The following is an 18,958-nucleotide window of genomic DNA, read 5'->3' on the forward strand; positions in this document are numbered from 1 at the left end:
GCGCGCTGCTATGGCCGCTTGACAGGGGACTTCAGGCGCAGGTCGTTGACGCTCCGGCCGACGGCGACCGCCCAGGTGCCCGGCACGGTCCGCCAGGCGCGGGCCTTCTCGCTCCAGAACTGGAACGAGCGCTCCTCGAGCGGGATCGTGACCTCGACGGTCTCGCCCGGTTCGGCGCTGATGGCCTGGAAGCCCGCGAGGCGATGGGTCTCGACGCCGCCTTCGATGTCGACGCCGACCTCGGGGGTCAGGTAGACCTGGACGACCTCGCGGCCGGCCACCGGGCCGCTGTTGCGGACCCGGATCGTCACTTCGCCGCCGTCGGCGACCAGGTCCTCGTACTCCCATTCGGTGTAGGAGAGGCCGTGGCCGAACCAGTAGGCGGGCTCGTAGCCGTCGCGCTGCTCCCAGGCGCGGTAGCCGATGAAGATGCCCTCGTCGTAGTGGAGTTCGCCGTCCTTGTTCGGCACCACCTGGACCACCGGCGAGTCCTCGAGCCTGCTCGGCCAGGTGGTCGTGAGGCGACCGCCCGGCTCCGCGCCGAGCAGGACGTCGGCGAGCGCGTGCCCGCCCTCCTGGCCCGGGAACCAGGTCAGGATGATCGCGGCCACGTCGTCGGCCCAGGGCATCTCGACCGGCGAGCCGGTGTTGACGACCACGACCGTGTTCGGGTTCGCCTCCGCTACGGCCGCGACGAGCTCGTCCTGGCGGCCCGGCAGCCGCAGGTCGCGCCGGTCGAAGCCCTCGGATTCGGTGAGGGCGGTGGTGGAGACCACGACGACGGCCACCTCGGCGTTGCGGGCCGCGTCGACGGCCTCGGCGATGAGCCGGTCCTCGTCGGGGCGCGGCCCGGTGTGCATGAGCCCGAACAGGACTGAGGGCGGGAACCCGGGCGGGAAGGCGAACGGCGTGAACTCCAGGCGGACCGGGACCTCCCGGCCCGCTTCGAGAGGGAGCGTCACCCGCTCGACGCCGGGGCCGAAGAACGCCTCGAACGGGTCGTCGCCGGTGTATTCCTGGTCCGCGTCGAAGAGCACCTCGCCGTCGATGACCAGCTTGTGGTGGCCGAAACCCCTGGTGCCGAAGGTGTGCTCGCCGGTCTCGGTGACGGTGAAGACGCCTTCGAGGACGGCGTGGTGGAACTCGTCCTGGGGGAGGTCGCCCGGCAGGTAGCCCATCCACTTGACGTCGCCGCTCGCGAGCGGCTCGGCCGGGAGTTCGGTGCCGTCGACGCGGACCGGGCGGGCGGTCAGCTCGAAGCCCTTGTCGGCGGCCAGGATCTGCTCGAACAGGTCGACGCCCTGCGCGTAGTGGACGCGGTCGCCGAGGGCCTCGCGGAGGCCGTCGAGCGGGGAGACGACCTGCTTGGGGAACACGGTCGCGGAGCCGCCGCCGAGGATGCGGGCCTCGGCCGCGGCCGGGCCGATGAGCGCCAGGCGGTGGACCGCGTCCGCGTACAGCGGCAGGACCGGCGATTCACCGCCTTCGGGGGCGTCGTTCCGGGCGAGCACGAAGGACCGCTGCGCGATCTCCCGCAGCAGCGCTTCAGGGTTCGCGACGGCCTCGATGCGCTCGTCGACAGCGGCCCGGACGCCTTCGAGGGCGCCGACGCGGGCGGCGAGGGTGAGCATGCGGCGCACCGCGTCGTCCACGTGGGCCTCGCTGGTGCGGCCCTCCCGGACGGCCTCGACCAGGTTGCGGCCGTAGACGGTGAAGGGTCCGGGCATGGCCAGGTCGAGCCCGGCCTCGATGTCTTCGACGGTGTGGCGGGCGGCGCCCCAGTCGGAGACGTTGAACCCGTCGAACCCGAACTCATTGCGCAAGGTGGCCATGAGCTCCTTGTGCGCGGTCATGGTGTGGCCGTTGACGGAGTTGTACGCGGTCATGACACCCCACGGGCGCACGGCGGCGGTGACCATCTCGAACGGGCGCAGGTACAGCTCGCGCAGCGTCCGCTCGCCGATGATGTTGTCGACGGTGAACCGGTCGGTCTCGGCGTCGTTGCCCACGTAGTGCTTCATCGTGGTGCCCACGCCGCACTCCTGGACACCGGCCACATACGCCTGCGCGATGCGCCCGGTCAGGTACGGGTCCTCGCTGAAGGCCTCGAAGTGCCGGCCGCCGAGCGGAGAGCGGTGCAGGTTGATGGTCGGTGCGAGGAGCACGTCCACGTCCTTGCGGCGGGACTCGGCCGCAAGCAGGTTCCCGATGCGGCGCACCAGGACCGGGTCCCACGAGGCGGCCTGCGCGGTCGGGCTCGGCAGCGCCAGGGACGGGTCCGCGGCGGTCCAGAAGCGCCCGCGCACGCCGATGGGGCCGTCGGAGACGGTCATGGACCGCAGACCCGCTTCGGGAACCGCGAGGGTCCGCCACATGTCGATCCCGGCCAGGAGATCGGCCTTGGTCTCCAGGTCCAGCTTCGCCAGCGCCGCCTCGACGGCCTCCGCGTATTCCGGCCGGTCTACGGGCGCGTTCCAGTCGCTCATGCCGCGCTTCCTCTCTCTAGTCGCCTCTACCGTGGCATCTCGCGGGTCGCCGCGCACCCGCTTGACCCGACGGGGGATTCCTCGTTTGGAGTGTGACACTTTTACCGAGTGATCGGTAGGTTCCGTGGCCTAATCTTGACAAACTATGCTGAGGACCCGAGAACGTCCAGCTCACGAGAGGCACCCATGCCCGCTCAGCACGGCGCCCGCGGCCAAGCCCGCCGCGAGGAGATCGTCCAGGCCGCGATCGAGGTCATCGCCGAACGCGGCTACCGCGGCGCCAGCCTCGCCGCCGTCGCCGAGAAGGTGGGCCTCACCCAGCAAGGCCTCCTGCACTACTTCCCCAGCAAAGAGCACCTGCTCATCGGCGTCCTCGACTTCCGCGAGCAGACCGACGCCGACCGCGGCACCGTCACCGTCCCGATGACCATGGCCACCACCGAAGCCGTGGTCGAGGCCAACGCGAACCGGGTCGCCATCGTGCGCACCTTCTCGGCCCTCCTCGGCGAGTCCGTCACCGAGGACCACCCCGCCGCCGACTACTTCCGGGTCCGCTACCGCCGCGTCCGCGAGGCGTTCACCGCGATGCTCCGGCGCGAATGGGGTGACCGGCTCCCGTCCGGACTCACCCCGGAGGAGGCCGCGCCGCTCCTCATCGCGATCATGGACGGTCTCCAGTTCCAGTGGCTCCACGAGCCTGAGTCGTTCGACATGCCCGCGGCATTCAGGGCCTTCGTCCGGCTTCTCGATCCGAAAGCGGCCGAATGAACCTGCCTGCCCTCGACGCGCTCGCCTGTCCCAACTGCGGGCAACCGCTGGATCAGGCCGACCGGCGCCTGTCCTGCCCCGAAGGGCACTCCTTCGACCTCGCCAAGCAGGGCTACGCGCCGCTGCTCGCACCCGGGTCGAACGCCACCACCGGCGACACCGCCGACCAGGTCGCCGCCCGCGAGGACTTCCTCGACTCGGGCGTCTACGACCCGCTCATGGCCGCCGTCGCGAACGCCTCGCTGACCGACGTGCCCGGCGTGATCGTCGAACCCGGTTGCGGGACAGGACATTACCTCGCCGCGGCGCTGGCGGTCGACGCCTCGCGCGAAGGCATCGGGCTCGACACCTCGAAGTACGCGCTGCGGCGCTGCGCGAAACGCGTGATCGCTGAAAGCGATCCGCGGCGAGCCGCCGGAACTCAGAGGCGACTCGCCGCGGTGCTCGCCGACGCGTGGCAGCGACTGCCCGTACGCGACGACGCCGCCGCCGCGGTCCTCAACGTCTTCGCCCCCCGCAACGCCGACGAGATCGCGCGCATCCTCCACCCAGGTGGAGCGCTGGTGGTCTTGACCCCCCGGCAGGACCACCTGCGCGAACTCGTCGACGCCTTGGACTTGCTGAGCGTCGACCCTGCGAAACCGCAGCGGACCGCCGATCAACTCGGCACCCTGTTCGAGGCCGAGCGGACCGACGAGCTTCACTATTCGATCGGGCTGGGACACAACGAGGTCCTGCAGCTCGTGGGGATGGGTCCGAGCGCCCGCCACCTCGACGCCGCCGCGCTCGCCGCGGCCGTGGCCGGACTGCCCGACAAGATCGAGGTCACCGTCTCAGCGACCGTGACCCGGTGGCGCGGAAAGCATTGACAGAGGCCCAATTCCGTCATGCAGGAACCCGATCCTCCGCGCCACCGGGTTCGGTCTATCCCCCCGGATCGGAACGAGTGCTCGAGTTCGAGCACTTGTCCTCGTATGTCATGACCAGTACGGTACGAAGCGATACCGCTAGACGGCTGGAGATGAGATCAGTGTTCGATGAGAAACGCGCGACGCGGCGCGGACTGGCCTTCGGAACCGCGGGCCTTTTTGCCCTCGCCGGGTGCGGCGCCGGCGACGCCGCCGCCGAGGAGCAGGTGACCGTCCCCGAAGACGCTGCGGTGGAGCAACTCCAGGTCGAGGTCGTCGAGACCTACGACCACGACGCCGGTTCGTTCACGCAGGGGCTCCAACTCGCCGAGCACCCCGAGCACGGCACGGTCTTCTACGAGAGTGCCGGCCTCTACGGCGAATCCGACGCGCGCATCGTCGACCCCGGCACCGGCGAAGTGCTCGCGTCCCAGGACCTCCCCGCGGAGCAGTTCGCCGAGGGCCTCACGTTGACCGACACCGACGTCTGGCAGATCACCTGGCAGGAGGGCGTCGCCCACCGCCGCGACCCGGTCACCCTCGACATCGTCGAAAGCGTTGCGTACGAGGGCGAAGGCTGGGGGATCTGCTATGACGGGACGCAGCTCGTCATGAGCGACGGCTCGTCGACCCTGACGTTCCGCGACCCGGTGACCTTCGAGGAGACCGGCACCGTCGAGGTCACCCTCGAGGGCGAGGCGGTCTCCCAGATCAACGAGCTCGAATGCGTCGACGGCCAGGTCTGGGCCAACCTCTGGCAGACCGACCAGATCGTGCGCATCGACCCGGCCACGGGCGAGGTCGGCGCGGTCGTCGACGCCGCCGGGCTGCTCCCCGCGGAGGACTCGGCGGGCGCCGATGTGCTCAACGGCATCGCCGCCGGCGAGGAAGAGGGCACCTTCTACCTGACCGGGAAGCACTGGCCGAAGCTCTTCCTCGTGCGCTTCACACCGGCCTCGTAAACCTTTTGCGGCCGGTGCGCGTCCATGGCACCATCGCGCCTTATGACACCCGAGCTGCGCACCGACCGTCTCGTCCTCGAACCGTATGTCCCCGCTGACGAAGAGGACTTCGTCGCGCTCTTCCAGGACACCCGCGTCTCGCAGTGGATGGGCGACGGACCCGAATCCGAGGAGTCGGACCGGGCGCTGTTCTGGCGGGTCTTCACGCACGTCTACGAGGTGAACAAGTTCGACGTCTGGGCCGTGCGCGAGAACGGCGTCTACGTCGGCCACGCCGAGATCAAGCCGACCGAGGTCGTCCCCGGCGGCCACGAGCTCATCTACGCCCTCACCCATGCGGCCTGGGGTCGCGGACTCGGCACCGAATTGGCCGAGGCGATCTGCGACTACGGTTTCGAAACGCTCGGTCTGGACGCCGTTCACGCCACCATTGCGGAGCCCAACACCGGCTCCATCGCGGTCATGGAGAAGATCGGGTTCCTGCACGTACGGGACAAGCCCGAGGAGGACGGGCCCGTCACGAAGGTGATGACGCTGAAACGCCCGAGCGCGTTAGGAATCGTTCACCGAGTGTCCTGAGTGAACGAACCCGCGCGAGATCGGGAATTGCGCGGATGGTTCGGGTAGTCCATGATGAGGTCATGGCCATCACACCCCTGGACCGATTGCTGGAGTACAAGTTGCACCTCTTGACCGACTCCCGGCAGCCGCGCGTCTTCGCCACCTGGTGGCAGGACCTCATCACCGCCGCCCTGTCGGCGTGGTTCTTCGGCGGCCTCATCCTCGACGTCAACGCCCACGCCCGCGGCTGGGCCGAATCGTTCTTCACCTGGTGGCACCTGGCGTTCTACACCGGCTTCTTCGTCACCGCCGCCTGGATCGCGTGGATGTTCGTGCGCGCCCACCGCTCCGACGGGCGGACCGGCATGGCCGCCGTCCCGCACGGCTACGGACCGGCCGTGATCGGCGTGCCGCTGTTCCTCGTCTCGGGGATCGCCGACATGGTCTGGCACGAGGTGCTCGGCGTCGAGACGAGCCTCGCGATCCTGTTCAGCCCTTCGCACCTGACGCTCGCCGTCGGCGGAATCCTCATCGTCGCCGCGCCCCTGCTCTCGGCGTGGCGGCGCGAAGCCCTTGCGGTCGAACCGGAGCCGATCCCGCTCGAGGCCCGCATGGCCGCGCCGGCGCTCTCGCTCGGCTACATCATGACCGCGCTGGTGCTGTTCCTCGCCTACCTCGTGCCGTACACGAACTCGCCGTTCGCCATCGCGGCGTCGCTGGAGGGCCCGAACGTCTTCGAGGGCTTCCCGGTGGCGGGCATCGTGTTCACCACGGTCCTCGTGCTCGCCGTCGCGGTCATGATGACCGGCCGGTTCCGGTTGCCGCTGGGCTTCTTCACCGTCGCGTTCGCCTATCCGTCCATCATGGTCGGCGCCTACTCGGGCTTCGAGTACGGCGGGTACGTCTGGATCTTCCTGCTCTCGGGGGCCTGGCTCGACTTCCTGGTCTGGCTCATCCGCCCCGAACTGCGCCGCCGCCGCGACCTGCTCGTGCTCGCCGGGGCCTGGGCGATTCCGGTCTGGGCCGCGTTCCTCATCAGCACCGGTGCGTTCACGGGCATCTGGCCCGCCGCCGAGATCGGCCTGGGCGCGCCGCTGGTCGCTGCCGCGGTCGGCGGCCTGTTCATGCTCGTGGTGCAGCCCGAGCGGCGCACGGAGATCCGCTCGGTGCCCGTGGAGCCCTCGCCGTTCGACGACGTGATCGCCCGCGCGAAGGCCATGTCCGCCAACAAGCCCGCGGAGTAGGAACGGCCCCGGCGGAAGCCGGGGCCGTTGCTCTCACTGCTTCAGTGCCGCAAGGCTTTCGGTCAGCAGCTCCTCGGAGATGAGCGCGGTGCTCGTGCCCTTCGTGCGGCATGCGTACGCGCCCGCGAGGCGGCCCGCGTCGAGCGCCGCCGCGAGGTCGCCGCCCTTGGCCCGGGCCCACAGCATCCCCGAGACGAACGCGTCGCCCGCGCCGTTCGAGTCCACCGGCGACCAGTCGGCCCACGCCGCCACCTTGGAGCCGAGCTCCGCGACGGGGTGGATCGCGTCGTAGTGCTCCAGGGGGCCGCCGCGTTCGAGCACGTACCCGCCGCGCTCGCCGTCGGTCGCGACGACGACCGAGGCGCGGCCGTTGTCGATGATCCAGCGCATCGCCTTCTCCGGGTCCCCGCCGAGCTTCGCGTTCGAGAGGGTCACCAGGTCCGCGCGCAGCGCGAACGCCTTCTGGTGCTCGGCCTCGCCGTCCCAGGCGTGCAGGTCGGTCGAGACGGTCACGCCCTCGGGGATCGCGGTCAGGACGTCGCGGGTGTGGTTCGGGATCGACACGTGGACGTGTTTGGTGTCCTCGACGTGCGGCCCGAAGAACTCGGCGGGCATCCGCAGGTCGCCGTCGTGGCGGTAGTCGTAGAAGGAGTATCGGCGGCCACCGGCGTCGACCAGGTTCACCGAGCGGGAGGTGCCGTTGGGGGAGATCAGGTACCGGAAGTCGAGGCCGTGCTGCTCGTAGTGGCGGCGGATCAGCGCGCCCTGCTCGTCCTCGCCGATGTAGTCGATGAAGCGGGTGGCGAGGCCGAGGTGGAGGCAGCCGAGCGCGACCCCGTTGCCGGTGTGCGCCACGTAGTCGTAGATCGGTTCCACGCCTTGCGAATCGCCTTCGCCGATCGCGATCTCGGGGACGCGCACGATGGTGTCGACGCCGACGCCGCCGACGACCAGGATGTCGAGCATGAGATTGCTTCCTTTGCAAGAGTTTGCAGATATATCTGGAATCGATTGCAGGCGTTCACCCTATGGGCCGATCGCGGATCGGTCAAGCCGCTTCCCCGCCATGGTCCCGCACACGACGAAGGGCGGCGACCCCGAGGCCGCCGCCCTTTCTCTTCAGTTGATCATCGGAGGACGACGCCGCGGCGGATCGCGTAAGCCAGCGTCGCCGCTCCGAGGGCCGGGCCCCAGATGTAGAACGGGAACGCCCAGACGAGTTCGACGGCGTCCTGGCGGAACCCCAGGACCGCGAAGGGAACCGCCATGAAGGTGAACATCGCGGCCATCATCGAGGCAGGGACGATCGCGATCATCGGCGGCACCGGGCGGCCCTTCACCACCGGCATCCAGAACGGCCAGCGCGTGCCCCACCGCTGCGTCATGCCGAGGCACAGCACCCCGCCGCTGAGAGCGGCGAAGCCGAGCAGCAGGCCCCAGACGCGGATGGCGGGGTCGATCTCGTCGCCGATGGGGCCGCCGAACCAGGGCCACGGGGTCAGCCAGGTCATCCGGGTGAGCCCGTAGGGGAGGGCGCAGGCGAAGGCGATCCAGCTCGCGGTCCTGCCCCACTTCGCGGCCCGTTCGGGGGCGAGCCAGGTGCGCTCGGCGGTGCCGTCGCCGCGCATCAGGAGGTGCTGGAGGGTCAGTGCGGTCCAGATGGCGCCGCCGGCGACCGTCCAGACCTGCGTGAGGAGGTAGGCCCACTGGTCGGCGAGCGCGTCGCCGAAGTTGGTCACGAAGCCGCTGAACATGGCGGGGTCGACGACGCCCGTGCTGATGAGCGCGATGAGGATCGCGGCGATCGCCGCGCCGGTGATGACGCGGGCGGTCGTGCCGCGGGCCAGGAGGACCGGGCCGGCGAGCACCGCGAGCGGGATCGCGAAGGCCGCCATGTAGCCGGCGAAGGCCATCGGCGAGACGGTGGTGAGCAGGAGGCCGAAGACGGCGGCGTAGAGCGCGGTGAGCGGCCAGAGCCTCGGCTCGGCGCGGGCGATGAGGAGTCCGAGGAGGCCGGCGGCGATGAGCGCGGCGGGGGCGATCCAGCCCGGCAGGGCTTCGGGGAGGTGGATCGTGGGTTCGAAGTTCTCGTGGCCGTAGGGGCCGTTCTCGGGGTCGAGGAGGTGCCAGAGACCGATCGGCAAGGCCAGCAGCGACCAGAGGAAGGCGGCGAGGACGGTGATGCGTCCGATGCGGGTGGGCCGCGTCGCGAGCGGCGTCAGTTGCGTTGTCATGCATTCAGATTCGCGGTTTCGGGGTCCCATTCCCTCCCGCGTGCGGGCGAACCGCCTCCCCCTGGCGGGGGAACCGGCCGGGGGAGGCGGTGCCGGGGGACTCTCGGCCGCAACATCGTCGACCTGCGATTGCAATACCTGTTCGAGAAGGTCACGGACTCATCACAAACGGGATCGGGTGTGGTCACGACCCCTGTCATGACCTCGCTGCCTGCCATAGTGTGTAACTCGGATCACGCAAACCTTCACATCTAACAGCGTGTCCTCTCTCGAACAACCTAGGAGCAACCATGTCGCGCTTCCCCCGGGCACTGCTAGCAGTGGCTACAGCGGGTATTACAGCGTTCTCGCTCGCCGCTTGCGGCGACGATTCGGATTCAGGCAGCGGTGACTGCGACGCAAACGGATTGAAGATCGGCACGATCCTGCCGCAGACCGGTTCGCTCGCATTCCTCGGCCCGCCCGAGTTCGCCGGCGTGGACCTCGCGATCAAGGAGATCAACGAGGCCGGCGGTGTGCTCGGCTGCGATGCCAAGGCCATTCACCAGGACTCTGGCGACACCACCACCGACATCGCCAGCCAGTCGGCGGACGCGCTCATCAACCAGGGCGTCCACACCGTCATCGGCGCCGCCTCGTCGAGCGTGTCCCTGAGCTTCATCGACAAGCTCTACCAGGAGGGGATCGTCCAGATCTCCCCGGCGAACACCTCGCCGGAGTTCACCACCTATGAGAACGGCGACTACTACTTCCGTACGGCGCCCTCGGACGTCCTCCAGGGCCGTGTCCTCGCCGACACGATCATCGCCGACGGCCACGAGAAGATCGCCATCTTGGCCCTGCAGGACTCCTACGGCACCGGCCTCGCCGAGGCCACGGCGCAGAACATCACGGACTTCGGCGGCGAGGTCGTCGAGCAGATCGTCTACGACCCGGCCGCGACCGAGTTCTCCGCTGAAGCCGGACGGATCGCCGACTCCGGCGCCGACGCCGTCGTCCTCATCACCTTCAACGAGATCGTGAACCTGGCCCCGGCCCTCGCCGAAGAGGGCATGAGCGCCCAGGACGTCGGCTGGTACCTCGTGGACGGCAACCTCTCCAACTACGGTGACCAGTTCCCCGCGGGCTTCATGGAGGGCGCCAAGGGCACCTACCCGGGCGCCGACACGGCCGGCATCCAGGAACGCCTCCTCGAGGTGGACCCGGACCTGGTCGACTTCACCTACGGTCCCGAGTCCTACGACGCCACGGTGCTCGCCGCCCTCGCCGCGATCCAGGGCGATGCGGTCGACTCCGAGACCATCAAGAACAACCTGATCGACGTCAGCCGTGAAGGCACGAAGTGCTCCGGCTTCACCGAGTGCGCCGAGCTGCTGGCCGACGGCGAGGACATCGACTACGAGGGCTACTCCGGCCCGATCGAGTTCTCCGCCGAAGGGGACGTCACCGCCGCGACCATCGGCGTCTTCCAGTACAAGGCCGACAACACCTACGAGAACCTCGCCTACACGTTCGGCGACCTCGAGGAGTAGTCAAGAACCGCAATGAGAAACGGCGATGCCCCTCGGGACCACAGGACCCGAGGGGCATCGCCCTGTCCGTTGCGAACCTCGCCTGCACGTTCGGCGACCTCGAGGAGTAGTGAAGAACCGCAATGAGAAACGGCGATGCCCCTCGGGACCACAGGACCCGAGGGGCATCGCCTTATCCGTGTTCTAGCGAGCCTTCCCTAGCGTGCCCAGGTAGAGCTCGACCACCTTCGGATCGTCGATGAGGCTCGCACCAGGACCGGTGTAGGCGCTGCGGCCCTGGTCCAGCACGTAGCCCCGGTCGCAGATCTGGAGGCACCGCCGGGCGTTCTGCTCGACCATGACCACCGTGACACCGGTCTGGTTGATCTGCTTGGTGTTGAAGAAGACCTCGTCCTGCATCGCCGGGGACAGGCCCGCCGACGGCTCGTCGAGCAGCAGCACCGAGGGCTCCATCATGAGCGCCCGGCCCATCGCCACCATCTGCCGCTCGCCGCCCGAGAGCGACCCGGCGCGCTGGGCGCGCCGCTCGCCGAGGATCGGGAACAGGTCCGTCACGAACGCGAACCGCTCCTTGAACGCCTTGGGCCGCAGGAACACCCCCATTTCGAGGTTCTCCTCGACCGTGAGCGTCGCGAAGACGTTGTTCGTCTGCGGCACGAAGCCCACGCCCAGGGGCACCAGCTGGTGCGCCCTGCGGTTCGTGATGTCCTCGCCCCGCAGGGTCACCGTGCCGGAGGTGATCCCCACGAGCCCGAACATCGCCTTGAGCAGGGTCGACTTCCCGGCCCCGTTCGGGCCGATGATGCCCACCAGTTCGCCTTCGTTGGCGTACAGGTCCGTGCCGTTGAGGATGGACACGCCGGGGATGTACCCGGCCGTGACCTCGTCGACGTGCAGCAGCGCGTTCTGCGAGGACGCGAGGTGCCCCTCGCGGGAGCACACCTCCGTGTCCGACTCCGGAACGGCCTCCAGGGGCACGCCCGTCGGGCCGATGCCGGCCTCGGTTTCGTTGTCGCTCATGTCGTCTCCTAACGCTGAGCCGCGTCGTGGTGGGCGCCGAGGTAGGCGTCGATGACCCGCCGGTCCGCCGAGATCTGGTCCGGCGTCCCCTCGGTGATCAGCTGCCCGGCCGCCATGACGGCCACCCAGTCGGCGATCTCGTGGACCATGTCCATGTCGTGCTCCACGAACAGGACGGTCATCCCGTCCTCGCGCAGGTCCTTGATGTGCTCCAGCAGGGTCTGCTTCAGCGCCGGGTTCACCCCGGCCATCGGCTCGTCGAGCATCACCATCTTCGGACGCAGCATGAGCGCCCGCGCCATCTCCAAGAGCTTGCGCTGGCCGCCGGAGAGCTCCCCGGCGTAGTCCTCGCGCTTGTCGATGAGCTTGAACCGCTCCAGGAGCTCCATGGCCCGCTCGCGGTTCGCGGCCTCCTGGCGCTTCCACAGCGGTGGGATGAGCCCGGCCCAGAACCGTTCGCCCACTTGGTCGTCGGCGCCGATGAGCATGTTGTCCATGACGGTCATGCGCGTGAGTGCCTTCGTCAGCTGGAACGTGCGGACCATGCCCGCCCGCGCCACCTGGTAGGAGCGCATACGGTCGGCCCGGCGGCCGTCGAAGACCCACTCGCCCTTGCTCGGCCGGTCGAAACCGGTGAGCAGGTTGAAGAACGTGGTCTTGCCCGCGCCGTTCGGCCCGATGAGGGCGGTGATCGTGCCCTTCTGGACCTCCAGGTGCTCCACGTCCACTGCGACCAGGCCGCCGAAGGCCCGGCGTACGCCGTGGGCCTTCAGGATCGGGTCCGCTTTCGGCGCACCGGGTTCGGGCGGCACGTCCGCGAGGGCCGCGCGCGCCGCGGTGATGCCCGCCCGCAGCAGCGGATCGGGAGCGGCCGCCTCGGTCTCGGGCGTGGCGTTTTCGGGCTGCTCTGCTTTATCGGACATCGAGCATCAGCTCCCTTCGATTGCCGAGGATGCCCTGCGGCCGGAAGATCAGCAGCAGGACCATGCCGAGGCCCAGGAGGAAGAACACGAGCGGCCCGACCTGGGTCTGGTTGATCAGGTCGGGGGAGATCAGGTCGGCGTTGATCGCCTGGCTCAGGCCCTGCGCGAAGATGTTGTACAGGAACCAGAACACCGCCGCGCCGAGCACGGGCCCGAAGATCCGGGCCGCGCCGCCGAGGATGAGGACCACGTAGAAGTAGAACGTGAAGTCCGTCGAGAACGTGTCCGGCTGGACGTTCGCGCGGCTCAGCGCGAACAGGAACCCGGCCACCGCACCGATGAGACCGCCGATGACCAGCGCCTGCATCTTGTACGCGAACACGTTCTTGCCCAGGCTCCGCACGGCCTCCTCGTCCTCGCGGATGCCCTTGAGGACGCGGCCCCACGGGCTGTGCACGAGCAGGCCGAGCACCACGCAGAAGAACGCGACGAGCGTCCAGCCCACCGTCATGACCCACAGGTCGCGGTGCGAGTACTGGAGGTCGAACAGCCCGAAGTCGACGGCGAGTCGGCCGCTGTCCATGGAGACGAAGAGGAACGACCAGGTCGCGTCCTCCGGGAGCGGGTTCAACGCGAAGAACGGGTCCGAGAAGCCGCGCATGCCGTCCGAGCCGCCGGTGTGCTCCGACCAGACCGTGGCCCGGAAGAGCCGCCGGACGATCTCGGCCGCGGCGATCGTGACGATCGCGAGGTAGTCGGCGCGCAGCCGCAGTGTCGGGATGCCCATGAGCAGCGCCAGCACCACGGCGGCGGCGAGCCCGATGAGGATGCCCCACCAGAACGGCAGCCCGAAGGCGACCACCGAGAGCGCGAGGCCGTAGGCCCCGACCGCGGCGAACGCCGCCTGACCGAAGTTGAGCAGGCCCGTGTATCCGAACTGGAGGTTCAGGCCGATGGCGCCGAGCGCGTACACGAGCATCGTGGGCCCGATGGCCTGTGTGAGCGCCTGGCTGAAGACGAAGTGCCAATCCATTTCGCTCTCCTAGCCGATTCGCTCGCGGCGGCCCAGGATGCCCTGCGGCCGGGTGAGCATGATGATGATGAGGACGGCCAGCGCGCCGACGTATTTCAGTTCGGGCGCGACCACGAGGGTCGACATCTGCACGAACACGCCGATGAGCATGGCGCCGACGAACGCGCCGAACGCGGTCCCGAGTCCGCCGAGGACGACGGCCGCGAAGACCATCAGCAGCAGGTGCTGGCCCATGTCGAACTTGACGCCGTCGCTGATGCCCAGGAACACGCCGGACATGGCGGCGAGGGCGCCGCCGATCGTCCACACCAGGCGCACGACCTGGCCGACGTTGATGCCGGTGGACGCCGCGAGCGACGGGTTGTCCGCGACGGCCCTGGTGGCCTTGCCGAGCCGCGTGTAGACCAGGGCGAGGCCGACGGCGATGCACACGACGAGCGCGACCGAGCCGGTCACGACCTCCTTGGGGGTGATCACGAGCCAGCCGAAGTCCCAGGGTTTCTGGCCCACGTACTCGTCGTAGCGGCGGCGTTCGCCGCCCACGAAGAACAGGGTCGCGAAGCGGATGAGCAGGGCCACGCCGATCGAGATGATCATCATCGAGACCAGGCCGGTGCCGCGTTTGAACAGCCGCGACCACAGGCCCCAGTCCTGGAACCAGCCGAAGGCGGCGCCGAGCAGGACGGCGGCGATCGCCGCGATCCAAACGGGCACACCGAAGGTGATGTTGAACAGGAGGGCCATGACGCCACCGAAGGTGACGAGGTCGCCGTGGGCGAAGTTCGTGAGCCCGGTCGTGCCGAAGACCATGGAGAGGCCGACGGCCGCGAGGGCGATCATGAGCCCGAAGTGGAGACCGGAGAACAGGAGGCTGACGGCCCTGGTGGCCCCGCCTTCATCCTCGATCTCGCCGAGGTTCTCGCCGTCGGCGGCCTCGTCGGGGTTGGCGCTGGACTCGTCGTCGCCGGGGGATTCACCGGAGTCGGCGCCACCGGTGGGCTCCTCCTCGCCGGAATCGGCTCCGGGGGCAAGTTGGGTGTCGAGCGGGAACAGGACGGTCCGGTCCGAGTTGATCTGGACTTCCAGTTCGGGTTTGCCGTTGCGCACGAGCAGACCGTCGGGCAGGGTGGACTCGTCGAGGGTCACGACGTAGTCCCCTTCGGCCTCGATCGGAACGGCCCAGGTGCCGTCCTCGGCACTGGTGACCGTGGCGATCTCGGTGCCGGCCGCATCGGTCACGGTGATCGTGACCCCTGCTACCGGTTCGTCCTGCTGGTTTTCCAGGGTGCCGTGGACGCCTAGGGCGTCTTGGGCGGTGGCGCTGCTGTTCACCCCCAATCCCAGCAACAAGCCGGCGAACGCAGCCGACAGCAACAACACTGCACGTCTCAATGGGCCCCCTCGGGAGGTTTGGGCATCGGAACCCGCGCATCGTGGATTGTTCGAGAAACACGAAACGACGGGAGTGAGTCGGATCTTATGGAGAGCTGAGTAACAACTGCAGGTGTCGTTATCGAACCGTTGCAAATGTGGCTCAGATGTTACCGGCGACAGTCTTCGAAGCGACCCTGTGTTCCCTACGTCGGTTCCGTGTGCATTCGGGGCCTGTGAATTCCCTGCGACGTTCCAATGCGGCTCTGCCCCCGCATCGCTCCCCTCCGGCCACCGCCCGGCCACAAGGTGTGAGAGGATATTGCCCGCTCGGGGCAGTAGCTCAGCTGGTTAGAGCAGCCTGCTCATAACGGGTCGGTCGCGGGTTCAAGTCCTGCCTGCCCTACGGTCGAGGCCCTGCTATGCAGGGCCTCTTCTCTTTGGCGCTCATGGATTTGCGCCGCCGTCGGCCTTCCTCTCACGGCCGGCGCGGCGGTGGTGGGCGACCCCGGGACGGGGCCGCCCCGTTGCCTACCAGGGGACCACGGTGTCCTCGAAGTACTCGACGCCTTCCTGGAAGAAGCCGCCGTTCGGGCCGTCCTCGCCGATGAGGGCGAGGTTCACGGCGGCGACCGCGGCGTCCTCGGGCCGGCGCGTGCCCTGGTTGTCGTTCAGGTCGGTCGCGGTGTAGCCCGGGGTCATCGCGTTGATCCTGATGCCGGTGGGGGCGAGTTCCTTGGCCCAGGAGACGGTCAGCATGTTCAGCGCCGACTTCGAGGCGCCGTAGGCGCCGCCTTGGAGGGCCGCGAACGGATTGGCCGGGTCGGTCATGAAGCCGAGCGAGCCGACTTCGCTGGAGACGTTCACGATCCGGCCCGCTTCGGCCTTGCGGATCAGCGGCAGGAACGCGTTGGTCACTGAGACGACCCCCAGGACGTTGGTCTCGAAGACCTTCCGCGCCGTCGCGACGGTGAGCTCACTGGTGTTCCAGTCCCCGTCGGCCAGTGCGATGCCCGCGTTGTTCACGAGGACGTCGAGCCTGCCGAACTCCGTCTCCACGCGCTTCGCGGCGGCGGCGACGACGTCCTCGTCGGTCACGTCCAAGTGGAGGAAGCGCGCGTCGAGCCCTTCCTCGCGGATCCGCGCGGCGGCCGCTTCGCCGCGTTCCTCTGAGCGGGCTCCGACCAGGACCGTAAGGCCCTTATTGGCCAGGCCGCGGGCGATTTCGAAGCCGATGCCTTTGTTGGCGCCGGTGATGATGGCGATGTTCTCGGTCATGGTTCGAGCCTGCGCGCGATTGCGCGCCTTGCAAAGAGGACCGTTTATGGTGGTACCTCCGGTACCTGTCTCGCGAGCCGGAAACGGGGCAGGATTGGAGCATGGACCGCATCGAGCTCGCCGATTTCCTCAAGACCCGCCGCGCCGCCATCCGGCCGGGCGACGTGGGCCTTCCCGAGGGGCCGCGCCGCCGCACGCCCGGTCTGCGGCGGCAGGAGGTCGCACAGCTCGCGGGGATCTCCGTCGAGTACTACATCCGCCTCGAGCAGGCCCGCGGACCCAAGCCCTCCCGGCAGGTCCTCGGCGCGCTCGCCCGCGCGCTCGTGCTCGACCGGGACCAGCGGACGCATCTGTTCCACCTCGTCGACGAGCTGCCCGAGTCCGAGTCGAGCCGCGAGGTCCCGCCGACGATCCGGAACCTCCTCGCGGGCCTCGACGACTTTCCGGCCTACGCGATCGACGCCTGCTACGACATGCTCGCGTGGAACGCCGCCGCCGACACCTTGATGGGGTACCTCGGGAAGTTGCAGCCGACTGAGCGGAACCTCCTGCGCACCAACTTCACCGGGCCGTACGCCCCGCACCTCCGGGCCGACCCGCATTCGGTGGCGTTCATGCGCGACTGCGTCGCCGACCTGCGGGCCTCGTTGGCGCGCAGCCCGAAGGACGCGAGGATCCGGGCCCTGGTGGAGGAGCTGCTGCGCACGAGTCCGGAGTTCGGGGAGATGTGGGCCGACCATCAGGTGGCCGTGCGGCGGGTCCAGACCAAGCGGGTGGTCCACGAGCAGTTCGGGCCGATGGAGTTCGACTGCCAGGTGCTCGACGTGCCCGGGACCGCGATCAGGCTGATCGTCTATGTGCCGCAACCAGATTCGCCTACGGCGGCCGCCTTCGCCAAGCTGACGGCATCGACGCCGGTCACCCTCGAAACGCCCGCGCGCCGTAAGTAACCGCACCGCGATCGACATCACGCCGGAATTTCATCTCCCGGACTTTTACTCGGACAACGAGTGTATCTATGATTGGTCTCGGAGGCGCGACAAGCGCCCCCGATCTTGATCAGCGACCGGTACGGCAAGGAAGCACCCGGTGACAGCCTCAGCGTTCTCACCCGCCCCACTTCCTTCCGGAGCTGCTCCCATGCGCATGCCCCTGTTCGCCATGTCCATCGGCGCGTTCGGCATCGGCACTGCCGAGTTCGTCATCATGGGCATCCTGCCCCAGATGGCCGCCTCCTCAGGCGTCTCGCTCGCCGAAGCCGGCCTCGCCGTCTCGGCCTACGCCATCGGCGTCGTCCTCGGCGCCCCGCTGCTCACCGTCGCCACCACCCGCATCCCCCGCAAGCCCCTGATGATCGGCCTCATGGGCTGGTTCGCGGTCGCCAACCTCGTCACCGCGCTGGCCCCCGACTTCGGGACCATGCTCGCCTCCCGGTTCTTCGCCGGACTCCCGCACGGCGCGTTCTTCGGCGCCGCCGCGGTCGTCGGCGCGAGCCTGGTCTCCTACGAGCGGCGCGCCCGCGCCATCTCGGGGATCATGTCCGGTCTCACCGTCGCCACCATCGTCGGCGTCCCGGTGAGCGCCCTGCTCATCGGCCAGTTCTCCTGGCGCTGGATCTTCGCCGCCGTCGCCGCGCTCGGCGTCGTGGCCGCCATCGCGATCTGGCTCACCGTGCCCGACACCCGCGGCGTCATCGTGCCCACCAAGGCCTCCGACGAGATCCGCGCGATCCGCTCCAAGCGCGTCCTGCTCCCGCTCGTCACCGGCGCGGTCGGCTTCGGCGGCATGTTCGCCTGCTACACCTACCTCACCCCGATCCTCGAAGAGGTCACCGGCCTGAACGCGATCGCCATCGCGATCACCCTGGCGGTCTTCGGCATCGGCCTCACGCTCGGCAACGTCGTCGGCGGCCAGGTCGCCGACAAGGCCCCGATCCAGGGCCTGTTCGCCTCGTTCACCACCATCGCGGTCGTCCTGCTGATGATGTTCTTCACGATGGCGAACCCGGTCCTGGCGATCGGCGGGGTGTTCCTCATGGCGCTCTCCTCCTCGCTGGTCGGGCCGATCATGCAGCGGCTCCTGCTCGACGGCGCCCACGCGGCCCCGTCGCTCGCCTCCTCGCTGCACCACGCGGCGTTCAACCTTGCGAACGCGAACGGCGCGTGGCTCGGCGGCCTGGCGCTCTCGGCCGGGCTGAGCCTGACCGCGCCGATCCTCGTCGGCGTCGTCCTGGCGCTGGCCGGACTCGTGCTGTCGGTCCCGCTCGCCCGGGCCCACACCGAGGCCGAGGTCATGGTCCCCAGCCACCTGACGACCGCCGAACTCGCCCGGGCGTCCTAACGGTCGCCGACCGACGAACCGCCCGGCCCTGAGCCGGGCGGCCCCGGCTCTCCAGCGCCGCCCCGGATCACGACTTCCGGGGCGGCGCAGCCGTTCCCGGCTTTCCGAGCATTGCACCGCAGAGGCCCGAACCCGCTTCCGCCGCTTCGGCTAACGAGCGCTTTGCGCGCCGTCTGATGAACCGCCCGGCCCTGAGCCGGGCGATTCCGGTCCTCCGCCCCAGCCGTGTCGGGGTGCCGCCGTTCCAATCACTTCCAGCACTGCGCCGCGGAAGCCCGAACCGGTTCCGCCGCTTCGG

Annotated in this window: 16 protein-coding genes and 1 tRNA gene; 9 read left to right on the plus strand and 8 right to left on the minus strand. The window is 69.0% G+C overall.

From position 1 onward, the window contains the following. Positions 1 to 8: 8 nt before the first annotated feature. Positions 9 to 2,486, minus strand: a complete 2,478-nt coding sequence (locus ACFO8M_RS20780) for a glycoside hydrolase family 3 protein (RefSeq protein ID WP_387979117.1) — start codon at positions 2,484 to 2,486, stop codon at positions 9 to 11. A 186-nt stretch (positions 2,487 to 2,672) separates the two neighbouring features. Between ACFO8M_RS20780 and ACFO8M_RS20785 the strand changes: the two genes are divergently transcribed. The 5 genes from ACFO8M_RS20785 to ACFO8M_RS20805 all read left to right on the plus strand — a co-directional run bounded on the left by ACFO8M_RS20785 (position 2,673) and on the right by ACFO8M_RS20805 (position 6,929). After that, on the plus strand, positions 2,673 to 3,254 hold the full coding sequence (locus ACFO8M_RS20785; RefSeq protein WP_387979119.1) for a TetR/AcrR family transcriptional regulator: 582 nt from the start codon (positions 2,673 to 2,675) through the stop codon (positions 3,252 to 3,254). Continuing rightward, a complete protein-coding gene (locus ACFO8M_RS20790) occupies positions 3,251 to 4,123 on the plus strand; it encodes a putative RNA methyltransferase (protein WP_387979121.1) in 873 nt (290 codons plus the stop codon). Before ACFO8M_RS20785 ends, ACFO8M_RS20790 begins: the two co-directional genes overlap by 4 nt. 152 nt (positions 4,124 to 4,275) lie before the next feature. Then, positions 4,276 to 5,124, plus strand: a complete 849-nt coding sequence (locus ACFO8M_RS20795; RefSeq protein ID WP_387979123.1) for a glutaminyl-peptide cyclotransferase — start codon at positions 4,276 to 4,278, stop codon at positions 5,122 to 5,124. A 42-nt stretch (positions 5,125 to 5,166) separates the two neighbouring features. Beyond that, on the plus strand, positions 5,167 to 5,703 hold the full coding sequence (locus ACFO8M_RS20800; protein ID WP_387979125.1) for a GNAT family N-acetyltransferase: 537 nt from the start codon (positions 5,167 to 5,169) through the stop codon (positions 5,701 to 5,703). A gap of 62 nt (positions 5,704 to 5,765) precedes the next feature. Then, positions 5,766 to 6,929: a hypothetical protein gene (locus ACFO8M_RS20805; protein ID WP_387979127.1), complete on the plus strand. Its 1,164-nt coding sequence runs from the start codon at positions 5,766 to 5,768 to the stop codon at positions 6,927 to 6,929. 33 nt (positions 6,930 to 6,962) lie between these two features. Here ACFO8M_RS20805 and ACFO8M_RS20810 read toward each other — a convergent pair whose 3' ends face one another. After that, positions 6,963 to 7,895 (minus strand): carbohydrate kinase family protein, encoded by a 933-nt coding sequence (locus tag ACFO8M_RS20810; RefSeq protein ID WP_387979129.1) that lies wholly within the window; start codon positions 7,893 to 7,895, stop codon positions 6,963 to 6,965. A 161-nt stretch (positions 7,896 to 8,056) separates the two neighbouring features. Beyond that, positions 8,057 to 9,163 carry a hypothetical protein gene (locus ACFO8M_RS20815; RefSeq protein ID WP_387979131.1) on the minus strand — a complete coding sequence of 369 codons (1,107 nt, stop codon included), beginning with the start codon at positions 9,161 to 9,163 and terminating at the stop codon, positions 8,057 to 8,059. Positions 9,164 to 9,570: 407 nt separating this feature from the next. Here ACFO8M_RS20815 and ACFO8M_RS20820 point away from each other — a divergent pair, with 407 nt between their 5' ends. Beyond that, a complete protein-coding gene (locus ACFO8M_RS20820; protein ID WP_387979132.1) occupies positions 9,571 to 10,695 on the plus strand; it encodes an ABC transporter substrate-binding protein in 1,125 nt (374 codons plus the stop codon). 183 nt (positions 10,696 to 10,878) lie between these two features. Here the strand turns inward: ACFO8M_RS20820 and ACFO8M_RS20825 are convergent, their stop codons facing one another. The 4 genes from ACFO8M_RS20825 to ACFO8M_RS20840 are packed head-to-tail and all read right to left on the minus strand — an operon-like array spanning position 10,879 to position 15,003. Beyond that, positions 10,879 to 11,715: an ABC transporter ATP-binding protein gene (locus ACFO8M_RS20825; RefSeq protein ID WP_387979134.1), complete on the minus strand. Its 837-nt coding sequence runs from the start codon at positions 11,713 to 11,715 to the stop codon at positions 10,879 to 10,881. An 8-nt stretch (positions 11,716 to 11,723) separates the two neighbouring features. After that, on the minus strand, positions 11,724 to 12,638 hold the full coding sequence (locus tag ACFO8M_RS20830) for an ABC transporter ATP-binding protein (RefSeq protein WP_387979136.1): 915 nt from the start codon (positions 12,636 to 12,638) through the stop codon (positions 11,724 to 11,726). Next, positions 12,628 to 13,671 (minus strand): branched-chain amino acid ABC transporter permease, encoded by a 1,044-nt coding sequence (locus ACFO8M_RS20835; protein ID WP_387979138.1) that lies wholly within the window; start codon positions 13,669 to 13,671, stop codon positions 12,628 to 12,630. Before ACFO8M_RS20835 ends, ACFO8M_RS20830 begins: the two co-directional genes overlap by 11 nt. Before the next feature lie 9 nt (positions 13,672 to 13,680). Continuing rightward, positions 13,681 to 15,003: an ABC transporter permease subunit gene (locus ACFO8M_RS20840; RefSeq protein WP_387979140.1), complete on the minus strand. Its 1,323-nt coding sequence runs from the start codon at positions 15,001 to 15,003 to the stop codon at positions 13,681 to 13,683. Positions 15,004 to 15,374: 371 nt separating this feature from the next. Here ACFO8M_RS20840 and ACFO8M_RS20845 point away from each other — a divergent pair. Beyond that, a tRNA-Ile gene (locus ACFO8M_RS20845) sits at positions 15,375 to 15,448 on the plus strand. Positions 15,449 to 15,573: 125 nt separating this feature from the next. On the opposite strand, the gene ACFO8M_RS20850 is transcribed toward ACFO8M_RS20845, so the two are convergent. Further along, positions 15,574 to 16,320: an SDR family oxidoreductase gene (locus ACFO8M_RS20850; protein WP_387979142.1), complete on the minus strand. Its 747-nt coding sequence runs from the start codon at positions 16,318 to 16,320 to the stop codon at positions 15,574 to 15,576. 101 nt (positions 16,321 to 16,421) lie between these two features. On the opposite strand from ACFO8M_RS20850, the gene ACFO8M_RS20855 reads away from it, so the two are divergent. Next, entirely contained in the window at positions 16,422 to 17,270 is an 849-nt protein-coding gene (locus ACFO8M_RS20855; RefSeq protein WP_387979144.1) for a helix-turn-helix transcriptional regulator, read from the plus strand. Positions 17,271 to 17,460: 190 nt separating this feature from the next. After that, complete coding sequence (locus ACFO8M_RS20860; protein WP_387979146.1) at positions 17,461 to 18,660, plus strand: MFS transporter; 1,200 nt, start codon at positions 17,461 to 17,463, stop codon at positions 18,658 to 18,660. Positions 18,661 to 18,958: the final 298 nt, after the last annotated feature.

This window comes from Glycomyces rhizosphaerae, from assembly GCF_042647865.1.
In the GTDB taxonomy this organism is placed as follows: domain Bacteria; phylum Actinomycetota; class Actinomycetes; order Mycobacteriales; family Micromonosporaceae; genus Glycomyces; species Glycomyces rhizosphaerae.